Source organism: Lysinibacillus sp. ACHW1.5 (assembly GCF_022014815.1).
Taxonomy (GTDB): domain Bacteria; phylum Bacillota; class Bacilli; order Bacillales_A; family Planococcaceae; genus Lysinibacillus; species Lysinibacillus capsici.
Genome location: NZ_CP091777.1, coordinates 986,596 through 1,005,122, shown reverse-complemented (window position 1 = coordinate 1,005,122; position 18,527 = coordinate 986,596). Strand labels below are relative to the sequence as shown.

Below are 18,527 nucleotides of genomic sequence, written 5' to 3'. Positions count from 1 at the left end.
CTGTGGGTACGTACATTGAATGATTCATATTTAGTACGTTTTTAATAAATTTAATCCAATATTCTCTTTGTAGCATAAACAAAAGCAGTACACGTTTTGTGCACTGCTTTCTTTACGGAATAGCAAAGTAGCATGTAATTATTCTACTGAAATAATATATGGATATAACCCTTGTTTACCATCAAATAATTCAACTTCCACATCCGGATAGTTCTCTTCAATGAAAGCTACCAACTCAGAGGCAGCTTGTTCAGTTGTATCTTCACCATAAATGACTGTAACAATCTCAGCATCTTCATCGACTAAATCCTTAATTACTTTTTCAGCTGCATCCTTTAGTGCTGGTGTAGAAAGGACAATTTTCCCTTCTGCCAATGCCATAAAATCATCTTTGTGAATTTCAACACCATCAATAGATGTATCACGCACTGCATAGGTAACTTGACCTGTCTTCACATTTGTAAATGCTTCTGACATTGTTTTTTTATTTACATCAACAGCCGCCTCTGGGTTAAACGCTAAAATCGCTGCCATTCCTTGAGGAATCGTCTTTGTAGGAACTACTGCTGCATCAATTTCTAATAGTTCAACCGCTTGCTCCGCTGCCATCACTATATTTTTATTATTCGGTAAGATTAATACTTTCTCTGCACCGATTTCTTGTACAGCCTTCACGATATCTTCAGTTGAAGGATTCATTGTTTGACCGCCTTCAATGACATAGGAAGCACCGATAGAGCGCAATAATTCAGCCACACCCTCACCCATAGCAATCGTTACAATAGCATATGGATGTTTTTCTACTTTTTTAGCAGGCGTAGGGGCTTTATGTTCCTCGCCAACGATTGCTGAATGCTGCTCACGCATATTATCAACTTTAATTTTTATAAGACTACCGTATTTTTGGCCAATTGATAAAACAGAACCTGGTTGCTCGGAATGGATATGAACCTTCGCAATTTCCTCATCTGAAATAACAAGTAAAGAATCACCTAAAGGATTTAATTCATTACGGAATTGTTCTTCATTAAAAGGTTCTTTTCCTTCTTCTAAGCGTACCATTACTTCTGTACAGTAACCAAATTCAATATCCGCAGTGTTCATGAAATCTTGGGCTCTATGATGTTCTGCATTGATTAAATCATCTAGCGTCGCGTCATTTTTCTCTGGAAGAGCCTCCCCCTTCAAGGAAGCTAAAAATCCTTCATACACAAATAGTAAGCCTTGACCACCACTATCTACCACACCTACTTCTTTTAAAACAGGCAGTAGTTCAGGTGTACGATCCAGCGATGCCTTTGCCTCTGCTGTAAAAGCTTCCATTACGGCAATGATATCGTTTTCAGTTTCTGCTACTTCTACACCTTTTTTTGCAGCTTCACGTGCCACCGTTAATATCGTTCCTTCTACTGGCTTCATAACAGCTTTATATGCCGTATCAACCCCCGCCTGGAATGCTCCAGCAAAGCCCTTTGCATCAATTGTTGACTCCTTCTCAATAAACTTCCCAAAACCACGGAATAATTGAGATAGAATAACGCCTGAATTCCCACGCGCTCCCATTAACAAGCCTTTTGATAATGCCTGTGCTGTTTTACCAATATGCTCTGAGGCAGCATGCTCTGTTTCCTTTGCACCAGATGTCATCGATAAGTTCATATTTGTACCTGTATCACCATCTGGAACGGGGAAAACATTTAATGAATCTACATAATTTGCATTTTGGTAAAGGTGATGCGCCCCCATTTGTACCATTTCAGCAAACTTTATACCGTCTAAAGACTGCATTCGATTTAGTTCCTCCTCTTAATTCGCTACACGAACGCCCTGTACAAAGATATTGACAGATTTTACGCTCATACCTAATGTTTTATCTACTGTATATTTCACTTTCGATTGTACTTGATAAGCCACTTCCGAAATTTTTGTCCCGTAACTAACAATAATGTACATATCTATATGTAAATCGTCGTCCTGTTGTCGAATTACAACACCTTTTGCGAAGTTTTCTTTACGTAAAATATCAGTTAGACCATCACGAATTTGATGTTTAGATGCCATGCCAACAATACCGTAGCATTCTACAGCAGCTCCACCAGCAATTTGTGCAAGTACATCTGTTGAAATATCAATTTGGCCGAATTCATTGTTTAATTCAATTGACATAGAAATGCCCCCTTGGCTCTTTTTGACTAAACTATATTGTAACACTTTCGTTATAATTTAAGCAACCTAAGGGGGTATTGAAGGGCTTCGTAGCAACGTTTTCTGACTTCAAATAGACGCATTTGCTTCTTCATCAAAAATTGCCATTTTGCAGAAATAGTTATTTCGTCCGTTTTGCTTTGCCAAATATAGCGCTTGGTCAGCTAATTCACAACATGTTTGTAAATGCTCATATTTTGCGATTTTAGCTTGACACATTCCAATACTAACAGTAACTTGTTGGGCAATAGTAGATTGTAAATGCGGTATATTAAGTTGTCGAATTTCTTCTAAGATTTCTTCACATACAGGTTCAGCAACCTTATGAGTATGCTGGCTTATCATAACAAATTCCTCGCCACCCCAACGGGCAACAAATGCATTATACTTCCCTGCAATTTCCTCCAATAGAGATGCGACTTTGACAATTGCTGCATCTCCCTGCAAATGACCATAATAATCATTAAATTTTTTAAAGCAATCAATATCAATCATTATGACTGTTAAAGGTTGTGTTTGATAAAGTTGCTGTCCTATCTTATTCAATTTTTGGTTAAATGCACGTCGATTAGGTAGATTCGTTAAAGAATCTTTTAATGCTTGCTCTGCTAATTCATTATTTTTAATAGCCAACAATTCTGATAGTCGCTTCGTTTTGGTCATTTCCTCATTCAATAAAATATGCTGGGTATGGATTTGTTTACGAACCTTATAGGTTTGATATTGAATCATTACACCAATAGGTATTAATAAGGACATGGGTAATATAATTTTTATATTTTCACTCGATATTCCAGCACTCATATATGCACTCACAATAATGGCTGATGCAGAAAGCAAAATAATCCAGATAATTTTTCGTAAAGGTAATGCGAATACTGTACAAATAATGATTAAAATAACCTCATACAGTGCTGCATGACGGAAGAAGTAAACATCCAATATCGATATCGCAGTAATCAATAGCATTATTGTGTAGATATAAACAACAACCAACCGTTCATACTTCTGTATAGTAACAGGAGTAATATGAATTCGCTTTTGTCGGATAAACAATAATACTGCAACATCTATATAAAACATGGCGTTATGAATGGCAATATAGACGGGAACCATGGCTCTTTCCGCCTTCACAAAAAATACCTCTCCGTAATGTATTAACGAAATAATGGCTGATACATACATGAGTGTCCAAGCAACTATTCTCATCCCTTTTAAATTCGACTGAACCATTTCTTCGCGAATAGAAAAAGCTAATTTTTCTTGATTTTCCATCATGCTCTCTCCTCATGCCCGCTTTCAAATAATTATAATGTCCTATATGTATCGTCATCATAACAAAAAATACAAGTCAATCTAAATTTTTCTGATAAATAAAAAAGTTGATACCTTTATAGCATCAACTTTTTACATTGTATTCAATTAAATCTAAAAAAATTTATATGGCTAAAATAGGCTTTTAATAAGCGTGTCAATCATAACAGGCATCTCTTTAAACGCACTATCCACATGCAATCGCTCTGTTTTTTGATGGGCATCCTTACCAAATGGACCGACATTTAAGACAGGACCTTGTAATGCTGCCATCTCTTTGAATGGAATATGGTACGTATCGCCCCATACAGGTGTGTTCCGCTCAAATGCTAGCCACTCATTGGATGCATCTGAATAGTTGACATAGCTTAAATCACAAATTCCGTTAAAGTAGTGGATCTGCTCCACCTCAATATCAAATGTTTGAGCTGTTTGCTTCATTAATTCAATCGACTGTTTCACTAATGGATGGTTGGATGAATTAATGGCTGGATAGTAAGGTGGTGCATATAACAGAACTGTGGCAGGTGCTAATTCCTGACAGCGAATCATGAGCTGATCCACAATGCGAATGGATTTTTCACGATCATCCCATGCACGATGCTGCTGAACCTGCTGCTTAATCGCTTGTACTTCCTCAGCCCCTAGCTTATGGATCGCATGCTCCAATAATGCCTCGTAGCGTAAGACCTTTACCTTGCCCACACCCTGAACATTTTCGCGTGTACAAATGTCCTGATAGTGCGTATTGCATGCAGCCATTGCCTGTAACGCAACTTCCTCAAAAATAGCCATTACCTCTGCCGCTGTCCGTTTTAACAAGAAGACATTGTAAAGTGCCGCCGCACGGTATGGTGTTTGTGTAGAATACTCCATTTTTAAATCTTTTAATTGTAGAGAGACGGGTAGTGGTGTGCTTTCTCCTAAATCTGTTTCACGGAAAAGGGGATTCCACTCCATATGCTGTGTCATATAGGAAGCGATAAAGGGAGCCGTCATCCCTTTTAATGGCTCGCCGACATGTGTCTCTTTTCCATAGAACAAAGCAGCAGGCATGATTTTACCAATTGTACCTGAATAAATATATTCATTCGTATCCGATGGCCCTTGTGAAAACGATGGCTCACTATTTAAAAATAATTTATAGGTTAAGCCATGCTGTTCCCGCAGTCTCACCAGCTCCACAACAGCCGCTCTCATACCAGCAGAGTTGACTTCCTCATCAGGGACCGTTGTTAAAATCAAATTAATCGGCCATTGCTCAAAGCTTGCCTTTTCGATCAACTGCATGTGTAAGGCAAGACCCATTTTCATATCCATTGTGCCGCGTCCAAATAAATAATTTCCAGACGCCAAATCAATGCGAGCTGCCTCTGGTAAATCTTTTAGGTATTTAGGTTCCATTAGCTTTTTCGTTAGTTCTTCTGGAGAAAAGGCTAACGGCTCTAGTTCACCATATTCCTCCGTATGCACGGTATCAAAGTGACTAATTAACACAACAGTTTCAGTTGCCGTTGGATGCTTATAGAAGGCTGTCACTGCATTCCTGCCAAGTCCAGCATCATGTAATTCAATCAAGTCTGGGTGCTTTTCAAAATATGGAAGCGTTAACAATTTATCTTTTAAGCGAAAGGCAAATTTATTTTCGCCCTCCGTTAATGTTCGGCTTTCCCAGCTCACAAGCTCACATAATAGGGCACGTAGTTTTTCGGGTATATCCCACATAAAAGTATTCATAAAATTCTCCTTTAACTCCCCTTCGTTAGAGGTACGATTAACGAACTTCTAGTGTTTCTTCATTTTTGCTATCTGTAGCAGCAGTCGCCGCTTTTTTTAATTTCAATTGATAAAAGATCATACAGGCAATAAAGAAGCCAATCCCGTATAGTAAACCAATCCTTTGCGTTGGATCAAACGCTAAAAATACTAAAATTAAAACACAAAAGATTATACAAAATACTGGAATCAACGGGAATAGTGGTGTTTTAAATTTTAGATCAGCCACATTTCCTCCCGACTTCACATAGCGATAACGGAACATTAACTGAGAAGCACATATCCCCATCCATGAAATTGTGACAGATATACCTGCTACCGACATTAGTAATACAAATACAGCATCCGCTTCCATAACACTAGTTAATAAAGATAAGAGTGAGAATACCATCGTAAAAATAAGCGCATTTAAAGGTACTTTATTTTTCGTTAATCGACCAAATAACTTGGGCGCCATCCCCTCTTGTGACATGGAAAATAATAAACGTGTTGATGCATATAAACATGAATTACCGACTGATAAAATAGCTGTCAAAATAACAAAGTTCATGATACCAGCGGCATATGGTACACCAGCTAAATTCATTAACGTGACAAATGGACTTTCCATCAGCCCAAGCTCTGATGCTGGGAATATTGCTGATAATACAATAATGGAAGCAATATAGAAAACGATGATTCTAAATAGAATCGTACGAATCGCTCTTGGAATATTTTTTTCAGGGTTCTCGGTCTCCCCTGCTGCAATCCCCACCAGCTCTGATCCCTGATAAGAAAAAATTACATTCATCATTGTGACAAAAATAATCGTAATACCTGCTGGGAATAAACCAGAAGGTGCTAAATTTGTGAGATGTGGGGTAGGTCGATCTGCTAATGGAATTAAACCAAAGATTGCCGCTCCACCAATAATGATAAATGCAATCACTGCAACAACTTTTATACTAGCAAACCAGAACTCTGCTTCAGCAAAGCCCTTCGTTGTTAAAGCATTTAAGACAAATAAAAGAACCATAAACACAGCACACCATATCCAAATTGGTACACTCGGAAACCAATGCTGCATTAAAATACCTGCAGCCGTAAATTCAACGCCCGCTGTGGCAGCAGACCCGACAAAATACATCCAACCTAATGAAAAACCAGCTGAAGGACTAATGAAACGTGTTGCATATGTTTGGAAAGAGCCTGTAACAGGCATGTAAACAGCCAATTCCCCAAGGCAATTCATGACCATAAACAAAATTAAGCCACCAAATAAGTAACCAATCAGTGCACCTCCGGGTCCTGCCTGGTTAATGGTATAGCCTACATTTAAAAATAAACCTGTTCCAATTACCCCCCCAAGTGAAAGCATTAACAAGTGACGACTTTTCATCGAACGTTTTAATTGATTATTGTGAAGCTGATCCCCTTTATTCAACATCCATCCCTACTTCCCATATAATGTAAAAATATTAAATATTCTGATTTTTCTAGAATGAAAGTACCCAATCAATTTTCTCTTTTAAATTGATTGGGTATTGTTAGATTTACTTAAAAACGTAATGATAAACAGCTTAAACCACCATCATGTTTTCTAAATTCAGACATATCAAGTTCAATTATTTGATAGCCAAGGTCCAGTAATTTACGATTTGTTTCTGGATAGCCAGCTGGGATAATAATATAATCATTTACTTGAATACAGTTAGCTGAATATTCATCCTCTTTAGGAATCACGATTTTTTCGTAAGATTCAAATGCAGGATGATCGACAAATTCACCAGCTAACACCATACGATTTTCCCCAACATAGGCAATTCCAGTTTTTAAGTGGAAGAATTCTTTTAATGGAATAATAGTTGCTTCATAGCCTTCTTGTTCAACAATCTCTTTAAATTGCTGAGCGCCTTCTTCATTTGTGCGATCTGAGATCCCTACGTAAAACTTTTTCTCTGCTTGTAGTACATCTCCGCCATCAAGTGTTCCTGAACCTTTAATATAGTAAATTTTTTCATAGAATTGCTTTACAGCTGGTTCGATTTCTTCAATTTCGCGGTTACGAGCTGCTGCTCCAGGATTCGATATAATAGCAAATTCAGGCGTTAATACAGCTGTATCCTCTACAAATGTTGAATCTGGAAATGCTTCGTTTGCTGGTAAATGTGTAACTTCTACACCGCATTTTTTTAAAGCCTCTACATAGTGTTCATGTTGTTCAAATAATTTTTCTAAAATGGGCTTTCCTAAATCACTAGTTGTTAAACCGTTTACAAAACTATTTCCTGGATTTTTAACAATAACATTTTTAAACATATTCATCTTCTCCTTTATCCTCTTACTACTGGGCAAGTTAGGCAAGTCGGCCCACCTGTTCCTTTAACAGTAATTTCATCGCCTTTATATTCGTACACAGTGGCTCCAGCATCAAGTAGCTGTTGCTTTGTTTCTTTGTTGCCTTGAGGAATCACACATACCCTCGGTGCAAGCGCTAACACATTACAGCCTAACGAATCGTATTCATCTTTAGGTACTTCTACTAGCTGGATGCCCCGCTCAATTAGCAGTTGTCTGAAAAATACTGGCATTAAACGCGAATGCACAACAGCTAAATCTCGGTCTACCATACTTATGAAAGACATTAAATGTAAACATTCAGCTTCACCAAGATCATGTGGTAGTTGTACAACTATAAATTCATCTACCATATCGGCTGTCATTTCCTTTAACTGACGAATGGCTTCATCGTTTGTTCGATAACCTCTACCCACAACGAGCGTTCGATTATCTAGCCAAACAATATCTCCACCGTCTGAAACTGCCTCTCCAGTAAGTTCACCAATTATTGGTATACCTTTTTGCCGTAAAAAGTCCTTGTATACTGCTGCTTCTGGTTGTCTTAATTTTTTGCCTGATTTCAGTATAATGGCACCATTTGGTGTGAATTTAACTGGATCATGTGCATAAAGAGAATCTAATCCTACTTCATCTGCTTTAGGCAGATATTCAATAGTCTCAACATACCTTTCAAGAATCCCAATAAATTCAACGTATTCGCTTAGAGCTTCTTCATAATTAGGCTCAGATAAGTAGTTAAATGTTTTCCATTCCTTACTAAGATGTGTTTGGCTTTGGAAAGCATCTTTTGGATCTTTTACAATAACGTGTTTCAAAGGCGCATACATTGATGAACAATAATGCATTCCTTTCACCTCTTTTCCGTGTAGTGGAAAACGTTTCCGTTAAGAGGAAAGTTTATATGAAGAATATATTCGTTTTATGCTATACTGTCAATATATTTAGAAAACTTTTAATTTTTCTTTTAATCTAGCTTGCATTCACCCTTGGAAAAAGAGCCGTAAAACATTTATTAAATAAGCCTAAAAGGATTCTTTTGTCGCTTTCGTGTATTAAAATAAAGCCTTTGTTTAGACTTCTGATTTTTCTGGGAATATTGAAACTAGACGTAGATGGAGAATAAAAATAAAATAGGATGAAGGGAGGTGGGACAAATGCAATTATTAGAGCGAGCGATGACAATTGCCAAGGTTTTAGCTGCTGATGCAAATGACAGTAGCTTGTCCATTTCAGAGCTTTCTACAAAATGCGATTTACCGCTAAGTACTTTACATAGAATTTTAAAAGCCATGATTAAACAAGGGATGATTGAGCAAGATGAACAGACTAAATATTATCGGCTTGGAACCATATGGATGGAACTTGGCTTACAGGTGTATGATACGATGGATTATATTAGCAAAATCAGACCTGAGTTAGAACGATTAGCCAGAGAGGTTGAAGAAAGCGTTTATTTAAGTAAACCAGCTGGATTAGATACGATTATTATAGAACGAATAGACAGTGCAGCAAATCCGATTCGTATTTATGATCAGTTGGGTATTCGCATACCTATGCATATCGGAGCGGCCAATAAAGCCATACTTGCCTCAATGTCCGTGATTCAATCCAAAGAAATACTAGAGCAACTAGTAACTAAAGATGAAATGGCCGAATTAGAGGAACAGCTTCATCAAATTCGACAACAAGGCTATGCAATAAGTCACGGAGAACGAACTGCAGGTACTTCCTCTATTGCTGTCTCTGTTTTAGATGGTTTTGGTGAAGTGATAGGAGCAGTCAGTATTAGTTTTGTAAACTTTAATGTCTCTCAAGATCATATTAATACATTAATTGAGCGATTAGTTGATACTGGTAGACGTGTATCACTGAAACTTGGTTATCGAGGAAAAGGTTAGGAGAACTATTCCCCATTAAACTTCTCTACTTTTCATAAACGTTTTATGTCTGTAAAGGTTTTTTTCTTGAAAGGTTATGTGAAAACTGTTGCACTGAACGCCATCGTATGTTAAATTATTATGGTATGTGAAATACCGAACTGAAATAATAATCTTTCAGCATCAACAGTAAGGAGGGAATACAACATGCCAAAACAATGTGTAATCACTGGACGTAAAGCTCGTACTGGTAACAACCGTTCCCACGCTATGAACGCTAACAAACGTACTTGGGGTGCTAACCTTCAAAAAGTTCGTATCTTAGTTGACGGTAAACCAAAACGTGTATGGGTTTCTGCTCGTGCATTAAAATCAGGTAAAATCGAGCGCGTTTAATCGCTGCTTCTAAAAAATCGATTTCGCATTGAGCGCAATCGATTTTTTTCTTGATTAGTATTCTAGAAGAAAGTAAAAAAATCCGACTAGTGTTAGTCGGATTTTTTTACTTTCTTATCTTTTTTAAATAGGTTAATACACGTACGCGTGATACTACTCACGAATTTCGGCAATTGGAACGTATATACTTTCAGGACTCTCTCCCCCTTACGCTAATCTATGCTTCTTATCATTAAACATATGCCATGCGAGAAAGATATAGACCCTGAAGTTCCTATTATTTCATTACTTGTAAATCGAGATGTTCCTAAGGAAATTTCCTCATTCGTTGTTTCATATTTTACTTGTCGTAAAGTTACATCTTGAATAGGCTCCTCGTGAGCAAAAAAAGACAAGTATCGGTATCGATCATCCGCATAAATTGTATGTGTACCTGGTAGTAAAAATTGCAACATATTAGTATGATTGATTATCTTTAGCTCAATTTGAGGATGCTCTTTTTGTAACCGATAAATAGAACGAACAGCTGCCTCGTAATGATCTAAACGCCCACCCGTCACACCTGTCAGAACAATTTCTTGTGGTGCAAACGTATAGGCTTTAAGCAAAGCTAAATCCGTATCTGTTTCATTTTTCTCTTCTTGAAAACGTTGTTGATCATTGGTTTGTGCCATCACTTGTCGATATTCTTCATCCGTTAAAGAGTCAAAATCACCAACAATGGCATGAGGTGTAATTCCCTGCTCAATTAAATATAAAGCACCACGATCAGCCCCGATAAACACAACATCCTGTTGTTGCTGAAACGATGAAAATGAACATAGCTCATTTTTTGGACCACCTGCACAAACAACGACTGTCGTCATCCTTTAATCGCTGCCTCTCCAGCTAGTAAAATCTCTTGAAGAGCAGCTGTTCGATCTTCTTTACTATAGATAGCTGACCCAGCTACAAAAATTGTCGCTCCAGCCTGTGCACATGGCACAATTGTTTCAGCAGTAATACCACCATCAATTTCAATGGCAATATCTAAGCCACGCTCCTTAATCAATGTTGATAATGCTTCAATTTTAGGTATAACAGAATGGATAAATTTTTGTCCACCGAATCCAGGATTAACAGTCATTAATAATACCATATCAATATCTTCTAAAATGTGTTGAATTGAGTCTATCGGTGTATGTGGATTTAATACGACACCCGCTTTTACTCCAAAAGAACGGATTAATTGAATTGTTCGATGTAAATGACGGCATGCTTCTACATGTACCGTAATATAATCTGCTCCAGCTTTTGCGAACAGTTCAATATACTGGTCTGGATTTTCTATCATTAAATGCACGTCTAATGGTAACTTCGTTAATGGACGGATAGCATCCAATACAATGGAACCAAATGAGATATTCGGTACAAAGTGACCATCCATTACATCAATATGAATAAGTTGTGCACCTGCTTGCTCTACTTCCTTTACTTCTTCACCTAACTTTGCAAAATTTGCTGCTAAAATTGATGGTGCTATTTGTATCATCATTAATACCTCGGCTTTCGATCCATAATTTCTTGCATAAATTGTTCATAATGCTTGTAGCGGTAGTCACGAATTTCCCCTGCTTCTACTGCTGCCTTTACTGCACATTTTGGCTCTTTCAAGTGTAAGCAACCCCTAAATTTACAATCATCCGCTACTCTAGCCATTTCAGGAAAACATACACCTAATTCTTCTTTCTCAATTTCGTCAAAATCAAAGGAACTAAATCCAGGAGTATCTGCCAATAAACCATCACAGACTTCTATCAGTTCAACATGACGAGTAGTATGTTTACCCCGTCCTAAGCTTTGGGAGATAATACCCGTTTTTAAGTTCAACTCTGGAATGAGCGTATTAAGCAAAGTTGATTTGCCAACGCCCGATTGGCCCGCTAAAACGGTGGTTTTTCCCTTTAAAATAGGACGTAATCGTTTTACTAATTCTTCTTCATCTTTATATGTTTGCAAAACTGTATAGCCCATGCCTTCATAATCTGCTATATAATTTTGTAATTCATCACGTTCATCATTTTCTAGCAAATCCATTTTTGTTAAACAAATAATAGGATGTACATGGAAGGATTCTAACACAACTAAAAAACGATCCAGTAAAATGGTATTGAAATTCGGTTCCTTTACGGAAAACACCAAAATACCTTGATCAATATTCGCAATTGGCGGACGTACTAATTCATTTTGACGCTCAAAAATCTTTTGTATTGTCCCATCAGAGCCTTCAGTTTCCATTGTATACTCTACAATATCGCCTACGAGTGGGGATTCGCCACGATTACGAAATACCCCACGTCCTCGACATTGAATCAGTTGATGTCCATCAAATACATAATAATAACCACTTAATGCTTTTCTTATTTGGCCTTGCGCCATCCAATTCCTCCTTAATCGACATCATTATAATGAACTTTGCCTTCTAAAATTATTTCTGAATCCCGAATTATTCTATAACTCGCATCTTTGCCATCTTCAATTGTAAGCTGAATGTTGTATGGCGTATCACCTAAAATTTCAAATACTTCAACAGGTTCAGACAATGTATGATTTTTATCTTGAATTTCAATTCGAATATTTTGAGCTATTCCCTCTTCTGTAGGTTTATACTCAATGACTACAGGTATTAGACGTAGTTTATCAGGCTGTTTCGCTGGCCCTTTACTTATTACAACCGATATCATAGAACCTTCCTCTACCATAGTACCCGCTTTTGTCAATTGCGAAATTACACTCCCAGCTGGGATGGTTTCATGATGTTCTTCACGAGATATACGCCAATTGAGGCCTACTCTTTTCACATAGTCATCCATATCCGCTTTCGTATAATTTACAACGTTTTCAACCCTTACCATTCTAACTCCTTGGCTAACTTTAAACGTGATTGTTTCTTCTTTCGCTACTACCTCAGAATTTGGAGGGATGCTTTGCTCAATGATACTTCCTTCTGGCTCATTAGAAGGGACATCCTCTTTTACCACGTCTTTATACTTTCCTTTTATTAAAGCTTCAACTTGACTATAATTTTGTCCTACATAATTATCTACAGTCGTCATCTCTACACCTAAACTAACGATTAAATCTACCTCTGAGCCTTTTTCACGTAATGAATTTTTTGATGGGTCCGTTTCAATAACCTTCCCCTTTTCAATTTCCTCATGATTTCGCTCCTGATGCTCTTCACCAACAACAAATCCATCTGCTTCTAATTTTTTTGTCGCTTCCTCTATTGTTAAATTTGCTACATCTGGTATAGCCACTTTTTTCGGGCTAAATAAATCTTTTGCAAAAATAAAGAATAAGAAAATGACAATCACAGCAATGAATAGTCCAGCAACATATTTGGGCCAATTTTTCTTCTTTGCCTTAACAGGAACTGGCTTTTCTACAGGCTTTTTAGGTTGTGGTTGAGAAGGAGCTTTAGCTTCCATAATTGGTTCAATAACTCTTGTTTTAGTTAAATCTTCGTCTTTTTTATGCATCTGCTCTTTAATGATGGGAATAGCCTTCGTTACATCATTATCTACAGGTATGACAAATTTGGGATCGTTGATTCTAGATGGTGATAGTACAGTTTCCAAATCTTCATACATTTCTTCCACTGTCGTATAACGATGGGATGAATCTTTGGCAGTAGCCTTTAATACTACATTCTCCAAGCTTTGGGGAATCGTTGCATCAAAAGCACGGACAGAAGGCGTTTCGGCTTGTAAATGCTTAAGTGCTATTGAAACAGCTGATTCACCAGAAAATGGAAGTTCACCTGTTAATAATTCATATAATACAATACCGAGTGCGTAAATATCTGATTTGTTTGTAGCTGTACCGCCGCGAGCTTGCTCCGGTGATAAATAATGCACTGTGCCAAGCACAGAATTTGTTTGAGTAAATGATGTAGCACTTAACGTCATGGCAATACCAAAATCCGTAATTTTCACATTACCTTCCGCATCCATTAAAATATTTTGCGGTTTAATATCACGGTGGATAATATGGTTTTCATGGGCATTAGCAATGGCAGACGTTAATTGCTTCATAATATGCACACTTCTTGCAGGAGAAATTGGTGCAAATTCTTGTATGTACTGCTTTAATGTTTTTCCTTGAACATATTCCATCACAATATAGTGTAGATCTCCATCGTCACCTACATCATAAACACTAACAATATTCGGATGTGTAAGACTTGTAGCAGACAGTGCCTCACGTTGAAAACGTCGATGTAATTCATCCTCATTGGAAAAATCATAGCGTAATATTTTAATGGCTACATCACGATTTAAGATCATATCGTGTGCTAAATAAACATTGGACATACCTCCGCCACCAATGAGTTCTATAATTTTATAGCGGTCACTAATTCTTTTACCTACAAGCATTCTTACACCTCCTCATCCCTTTTTGTTAATAGCACGAGGGAGATATTGTCTTCTCCCCCGCTGGCATTTGCTAATTCTACAAGTTTACGTCCCTTTTCCTTAATGGAGTCTGGATACGTAATGATCGATGCCATTTCATAAACAGTTAGTTTATTGCTTAATCCATCTGAACAAATGAGTAAATACGATTCTGATGCTAAATCTACTTCATAAAAGTCTGGTTCGATTGTGTCCTCTGTCCCAACCGCTTTTAAGATGAAATTTTTCTTTGGATGTGTCAAAGCCTCTTCTTCGCTTATCTCACCATTTTCGACCAAGACGTTCACATATGAATGATCTCTTGTTATTTGTTGTGCACCATCTTCAAAGAAATAATACACACGACTGTCCCCCACATGTGCAATGAAGCAATGTTGTTCTTCGATTAACACTGCAATAAATGTCGTGCCCATTCCTTTACAGTCTTCATGTGATAAAGAATAGTCATATATTGTTTTATTCAATTGCTTAACTGTTTGTAATAACCATTCTTTTTTTGATGTTGTGGATACAAAATGATGTGTGTCTGCCTGTAAAAAAAAGGATTCCATTTGTTGAATTGCCATATCACTTGCTACATCACCAGCATTATGACCACCCATGCCATCCGCTACAAGTGCTAGTGCAAGCCCATCTGGACGTTTAAAGAATGCAGCACGGTCCTCATTAATGGATCGTTTTAAACCAATATCACTTTCGACTGTGTATTCCAATACTGGTCACCTCGTTTCTTCAGATCTCTCTTGTGCACGTAATTGACCACACGCAGCAGCGATATCTGAACCTTGCTCTCGGCGGATCGTTACGTTAATACCATTTTTCTTTAATGTTTTTTCAAAAGCAAAAATTTGACTACGAGATGTACGAACATAATCACGTTCTGGTACATAGTTTACAGGAATTAAGTTGACATGACATTTAATTCCTTTAATTAAAGCAGATAGTTCCTCTGCTATTTCTACTGAATCATTTTCACCCGACATCAGTCCATACTCGAAACTCACTCGTCGACCTGTTTTTTTTGTATAGTATCGCACTGCTTCCATTAATTCTTCCAATTTATAAGCACGGGCAATTGGCATTAGCTTTTGACGTGCTTCTTGGTTTGGCGCATGCAGAGAAACAGCAAAGTTAATTTGTAATTGTTCATCTGCGAACTGGTAAATTTTAGGTACAATACCCGATGTTGAAACCGTGATATGACGTGCTCCGATATTTAAACCTTTTTCATGATTGATCACTTTTAAGAAGTTCATCATTGCATCATAGTTATCGAAAGGTTCACCAATACCCATAATGACAATATGAGATACTCGCTCGCCCAATTCATCTAATGTTTGTTGGACTTTGACAACTTGCTCCACAATTTCCCCTGCTAATAAATGTCGCTTCAAACCACCTAAAGTGGATGCACAAAACGTACAGCCAATTCGGCAACCTACTTGTGTTGTTACACAGACAGAATTTCCATATTCATGGCGCATTAACACAGTTTCTATTGAATAGCCATCTTGTAATTGGAATAAAAATTTAATGGTACCATCTTTAGATTCTTGTTTAATAATGGTTGATAGTGTGGATAATGCAAAATTTGCAGTTAGTTTTTCGCGTAATCCCTTTGAAAGGTTTGACATTTCTTCAAATGTCTTTACACGTTTATTATACAGCCAGTCAAAAATTTGAGCAGCACGGAAAGGCTTTTCGCCATTTTCCTTTAGCCATTCTTCTAATTGATGAGGTTGTAATGAATAAATGGATTCTTTTAAATTTGGCTTTTCTTTTTTTACACGTCGAACGGGCTTTTCTTCTGCTTCTTCGACTAAATCGTTAATACGTTCATTAAATTTCTCTTGATCCACCATTAGTTGGATTCTCCTTTTTTACGAAAGGCGGCGACAAAGAAACCGTCACTGCCAAAGTCTTGTGGAAAGACTTGAAGCATGCCATTAGCTTGCTTTTCCGCTAATTTTGTTGGTAAAGATTCTAGTTGTATAGCTTCCATTTCTGGATGTGCTGTTAAAAAGGCTTTCACAGTGCCTTCGTTTTCTTGTATGTCTACTGTACACGTACTATATACAAGCTTACCATCTGTTTTCAAAACTTTCGTTGCAGCATCAAGTAAAGCTAATTGGATTTTTTGAAGACTTTCTAAATCTTCTTCTCGCTTTGTATACTTAATATCTGGCTTACGTCGCATAACTCCTAGTCCACTACATGGTGCATCGACTAAGATAGCATCAAAAGACGCTGCTTGTAAAAATTCTGGTGCTTTCCGTCCATCTATTGGGGCTGTTTCAACAATATCAAGCCCTAGACGTTCAGTATTATGGTCGATTAAATCTAATTTATGTGGATGAAGGTCTGTTGCTAAAATAGACCCTTCATTTTTCATTATTTCGGCAATATGTGTTGTTTTTCCACCAGGTGCCGCGCACATATCCAAGACACGCATACCTGGAGCTGGTTTTAGCACATTAGCAGGTATCATTGAACTTTCATCCTGAATAGTAATTATACCTTCTTTGAAGGCTTTTGTACGAGCTGGTTGACCGTTTGTAATGTATAAGCACTCTGGTATAACATCGCTTTGATTAGCCGTTAATCCTTCTGCCTCTAACTCGGCAATTGCTTGCTGAACAGTTGCTTTTGTTGTATTAACACGCACAGTCTGCACAGGCGGTCTATTATTTTCATGCAACATTTCAGTCGCTACTTCAAGACCGTAGTTATCAACAAATCTTTGAACTAACCACATTGGATGACTTGTTTCTATAGAAAGACGCTCAATTGGATCTGCTATGTCATCTGTTGAAGAGACTCCACCGCGTAACACGGATCTTAATATGCCATTGACCATAGAAGCGATCCCACGATGCCCTCGACGCTTGGCAATTTCTACTGCTTCGTTTACTGCAGCGTGTGGAGGAATACGTGTTAAATAATGGATTTGATACAACGAGATTCTTAATAACCAGCGAACCCAATGATCAATTGAACCACGAATAAATGGCTCTAAGTAATAATCAAGTGTCATTTTATGCTGTAAAGTTCCATACGTTATTTCAGTCAATAAAGCACGATCTTTTGCTTCAATTTTATGTCGTTTAATTGTTTCATTTAGCAATAAGTTGCTATAAGCCTGATTTTTATCAACTGCTAATAGAATTGACAATGCGGCATCTCGTACATTGCCATCCCAAATCACTACACTTTTTTTACTCATTTAAATTGGTCCCCAATCTGTAATTTAGAACCTGTCCCACGTAAATATTCCTCTGCGGTCATACGCTTTTTTCCAGCTGGTTGCACATCATATAATGCTAAAGTTGTCCCGTTGCTAGCTGCTACCTCAAAATGATCTTTAGCAATGGCCACCACTGTACCTGGATTAGCTTCATGCTTACTTTTGCCAATCGTTGCCCACCAAATTTTAAAATTACCATCCTCAAAAGTGGTATAAGCAACAGGCCACGGATGAAGACCACGCACTTGATTGTATAAAGTAATAGCATCGTTGGTCCAATCAATCCGTTCTTGTTCTCTTGAAATATTACGCGCAAAGGTAACTTGTGCTTCATCTTGAACTATACGGTTATTTGTACCATTTATAATTGAAGGAAGTGTTTCCTTAAGTAATTCACAGCCAACCATACTTAGCTTATCAAAAAGTCCACCAGTATGATCATCCTCTTCAATAGGGATTGCTTTTTGAGAGATAATATCTCCCGCATCAAGCTTTTCTGCCATATACATGATTGTTACTCCTGTTTCTTTTTCACCATCCATGACGGCTTGGTGAATTGGAGCCCCTCCACGATATTTTGGTAATAGTGAGGCATGGACATTAATGCAGCCTAGAGCTGGTGCATCTAATAATTCTTTTGGTAGTATCTGTCCAAATGCTGCTGTTATTACTAGATCAGGCTGTAAAGCAAGAATCTGCTGTAACTCCTCGGAGCCACGCAATTTTTCAGGTTGAATAATTGGCAAGCCAAGTTCCAAAGCTGTTGCCTTTACTGGCGGCGGTGTTAATACTCGCTTACGCCCAACTGGACGATCTGGTTGTGTTACAACTGCTTTAATAGCATATCCTTCATCATGTAGCATACGCAAAATAGGTGCGGAGAAGTCAGGTGTCCCCATAAAAACGATAGATGTCATT

The 18,527-nt window shown here is 37.7% G+C and carries 18 protein-coding genes; 2 read left to right on the top strand and 16 right to left on the bottom strand.

The features are described from left to right. Positions 1–138 precede the first annotated feature (138 nt). The 7 genes from L6W14_RS04620 to L6W14_RS04590 form a co-directional block, all read right to left on the bottom strand. A complete protein-coding gene (locus L6W14_RS04620; protein ID WP_237899634.1) occupies positions 139–1,788 on the bottom strand; it encodes a DAK2 domain-containing protein in 1,650 nt (549 codons plus the stop codon). Between the two features lie 18 nt (positions 1,789–1,806). Further along, positions 1,807–2,166: an Asp23/Gls24 family envelope stress response protein gene (locus L6W14_RS04615; RefSeq protein ID WP_004269431.1), complete on the bottom strand. Its 360-nt coding sequence runs from the start codon at positions 2,164–2,166 to the stop codon at positions 1,807–1,809. Between the two features lie 108 nt (positions 2,167–2,274). Continuing rightward, positions 2,275–3,483, bottom strand: a complete 1,209-nt coding sequence (locus L6W14_RS04610; RefSeq protein WP_237899632.1) for a GGDEF domain-containing protein — start codon at positions 3,481–3,483, stop codon at positions 2,275–2,277. Positions 3,484–3,651: 168 nt separating this feature from the next. Next, on the bottom strand, positions 3,652–5,256 hold the full coding sequence (locus tag L6W14_RS04605; RefSeq protein ID WP_237899624.1) for a M20/M25/M40 family metallo-hydrolase: 1,605 nt from the start codon (positions 5,254–5,256) through the stop codon (positions 3,652–3,654). Positions 5,257–5,293: 37 nt separating this feature from the next. Continuing rightward, entirely contained in the window at positions 5,294–6,721 is a 1,428-nt protein-coding gene (locus tag L6W14_RS04600; protein WP_131521586.1) for an amino acid permease, read from the bottom strand. Positions 6,722–6,831: 110 nt separating this feature from the next. After that, complete coding sequence (locus L6W14_RS04595; protein ID WP_237899616.1) at positions 6,832–7,593, bottom strand: dimethylarginine dimethylaminohydrolase family protein; 762 nt, start codon at positions 7,591–7,593, stop codon at positions 6,832–6,834. 14 nt (positions 7,594–7,607) lie between these two features. Then, positions 7,608–8,480, bottom strand: a complete 873-nt coding sequence (locus L6W14_RS04590) for a dimethylarginine dimethylaminohydrolase family protein (protein ID WP_131521588.1) — start codon at positions 8,478–8,480, stop codon at positions 7,608–7,610. Positions 8,481–8,789: 309 nt separating this feature from the next. Between L6W14_RS04590 and L6W14_RS04585 the strand changes: the two genes are divergently transcribed. Further along, on the top strand, positions 8,790–9,533 hold the full coding sequence (locus L6W14_RS04585) for an IclR family transcriptional regulator (RefSeq protein WP_131521589.1): 744 nt from the start codon (positions 8,790–8,792) through the stop codon (positions 9,531–9,533). A gap of 186 nt (positions 9,534–9,719) precedes the next feature. Next, positions 9,720–9,908, top strand: a complete 189-nt coding sequence (rpmB, locus tag L6W14_RS04580; protein ID WP_004227417.1) for a 50S ribosomal protein L28 — start codon at positions 9,720–9,722, stop codon at positions 9,906–9,908. A gap of 92 nt (positions 9,909–10,000) precedes the next feature. Here rpmB and spoVM read toward each other — a convergent pair whose 3' ends face one another. From spoVM to fmt, 9 genes are read right to left on the bottom strand one after another with little or no spacing between them, the layout of a single operon-like run. Continuing rightward, positions 10,001–10,102 (bottom strand): stage V sporulation protein SpoVM, encoded by a 102-nt coding sequence (gene spoVM, locus L6W14_RS04575; protein ID WP_099805045.1) that lies wholly within the window; start codon positions 10,100–10,102, stop codon positions 10,001–10,003. 18 nt (positions 10,103–10,120) lie between these two features. Next, the gene (locus L6W14_RS04570; RefSeq protein WP_131521590.1) at positions 10,121–10,774 is read right to left on the bottom strand and encodes a thiamine diphosphokinase; all 654 of its coding nucleotides are present in this window, start codon (positions 10,772–10,774) and stop codon (positions 10,121–10,123) included. Beyond that, the gene (gene rpe / locus L6W14_RS04565) at positions 10,771–11,439 is read right to left on the bottom strand and encodes a ribulose-phosphate 3-epimerase (RefSeq protein WP_131521707.1); all 669 of its coding nucleotides are present in this window, start codon (positions 11,437–11,439) and stop codon (positions 10,771–10,773) included. Before rpe ends, L6W14_RS04570 begins: the two co-directional genes overlap by 4 nt. 2 nt (positions 11,440–11,441) lie before the next feature. Then, complete coding sequence (gene rsgA / locus L6W14_RS04560; RefSeq protein ID WP_131521591.1) at positions 11,442–12,326, bottom strand: ribosome small subunit-dependent GTPase A; 885 nt, start codon at positions 12,324–12,326, stop codon at positions 11,442–11,444. An 11-nt stretch (positions 12,327–12,337) separates the two neighbouring features. Next, positions 12,338–14,326, bottom strand: coding sequence for a Stk1 family PASTA domain-containing Ser/Thr kinase (gene pknB / locus L6W14_RS04555; protein ID WP_237899602.1), 1,989 nt, complete (start codon positions 14,324–14,326; stop codon positions 12,338–12,340). 2 nt (positions 14,327–14,328) lie between these two features. After that, on the bottom strand, positions 14,329–15,078 hold the full coding sequence (locus tag L6W14_RS04550; protein WP_131521593.1) for a Stp1/IreP family PP2C-type Ser/Thr phosphatase: 750 nt from the start codon (positions 15,076–15,078) through the stop codon (positions 14,329–14,331). 6 nt (positions 15,079–15,084) lie between these two features. Beyond that, entirely contained in the window at positions 15,085–16,227 is a 1,143-nt protein-coding gene (gene rlmN / locus L6W14_RS04545; protein ID WP_048395368.1) for a dual-specificity RNA methyltransferase RlmN, read from the bottom strand. Further along, positions 16,227–17,588, bottom strand: a complete 1,362-nt coding sequence (gene rsmB / locus L6W14_RS04540) for a 16S rRNA (cytosine(967)-C(5))-methyltransferase RsmB (RefSeq protein ID WP_131521594.1) — start codon at positions 17,586–17,588, stop codon at positions 16,227–16,229. Before rsmB ends, rlmN begins: the two co-directional genes overlap by 1 nt. Beyond that, a complete protein-coding gene (gene fmt / locus L6W14_RS04535) occupies positions 17,585–18,526 on the bottom strand; it encodes a methionyl-tRNA formyltransferase (protein ID WP_131521595.1) in 942 nt (313 codons plus the stop codon). The genes rsmB and fmt overlap by 4 nt, the downstream gene beginning before the upstream one ends. Position 18,527: the final 1 nt, after the last annotated feature.

Excerpts from the sequence above, each read along its gene's own strand:
- pknB (WP_237899602.1), bottom strand. The coding sequence starts at position 14,326 with ATGCTTGTAGGTAAAAGAATTAGTGACCGCTATAAAATTATAGAACTC.
- L6W14_RS04620 (WP_237899634.1), bottom strand. The coding sequence starts at position 1,788 with ATGCAGTCTTTAGACGGTATAAAGTTTGCTGAAATGGTACAAATGGGG.
- L6W14_RS04590 (WP_131521588.1), bottom strand. The coding sequence starts at position 8,480 with ATGCATTATTGTTCATCAATGTATGCGCCTTTGAAACACGTTATTGTA.
- fmt (WP_131521595.1), bottom strand. The coding sequence starts at position 18,526 with ATGACATCTATCGTTTTTATGGGGACACCTGACTTCTCCGCACCTATT.
- rsmB (WP_131521594.1), bottom strand. The coding sequence starts at position 17,588 with ATGAGTAAAAAAAGTGTAGTGATTTGGGATGGCAATGTACGAGATGCC.
- L6W14_RS04595 (WP_237899616.1), bottom strand. The coding sequence starts at position 7,593 with ATGTTTAAAAATGTTATTGTTAAAAATCCAGGAAATAGTTTTGTAAAC.
- L6W14_RS04570 (WP_131521590.1), bottom strand. The coding sequence starts at position 10,774 with ATGACGACAGTCGTTGTTTGTGCAGGTGGTCCAAAAAATGAGCTATGT.
- rpmB (WP_004227417.1), top strand. The coding sequence starts at position 9,720 with ATGCCAAAACAATGTGTAATCACTGGACGTAAAGCTCGTACTGGTAAC.
- L6W14_RS04600 (WP_131521586.1), bottom strand. The coding sequence starts at position 6,721 with ATGTTGAATAAAGGGGATCAGCTTCACAATAATCAATTAAAACGTTCG.
- L6W14_RS04605 (WP_237899624.1), bottom strand. The coding sequence starts at position 5,256 with ATGAATACTTTTATGTGGGATATACCCGAAAAACTACGTGCCCTATTA.
- L6W14_RS04610 (WP_237899632.1), bottom strand. The coding sequence starts at position 3,483 with ATGATGGAAAATCAAGAAAAATTAGCTTTTTCTATTCGCGAAGAAATG.
- L6W14_RS04615 (WP_004269431.1), bottom strand. The coding sequence starts at position 2,166 with ATGTCAATTGAATTAAACAATGAATTCGGCCAAATTGATATTTCAACA.
- rlmN (WP_048395368.1), bottom strand. The coding sequence starts at position 16,227 with ATGGTGGATCAAGAGAAATTTAATGAACGTATTAACGATTTAGTCGAA.
- rsgA (WP_131521591.1), bottom strand. The coding sequence starts at position 12,326 with ATGGCGCAAGGCCAAATAAGAAAAGCATTAAGTGGTTATTATTATGTA.
- rpe (WP_131521707.1), bottom strand. The coding sequence starts at position 11,439 with ATGATACAAATAGCACCATCAATTTTAGCAGCAAATTTTGCAAAGTTA.
- L6W14_RS04585 (WP_131521589.1), top strand. The coding sequence starts at position 8,790 with ATGCAATTATTAGAGCGAGCGATGACAATTGCCAAGGTTTTAGCTGCT.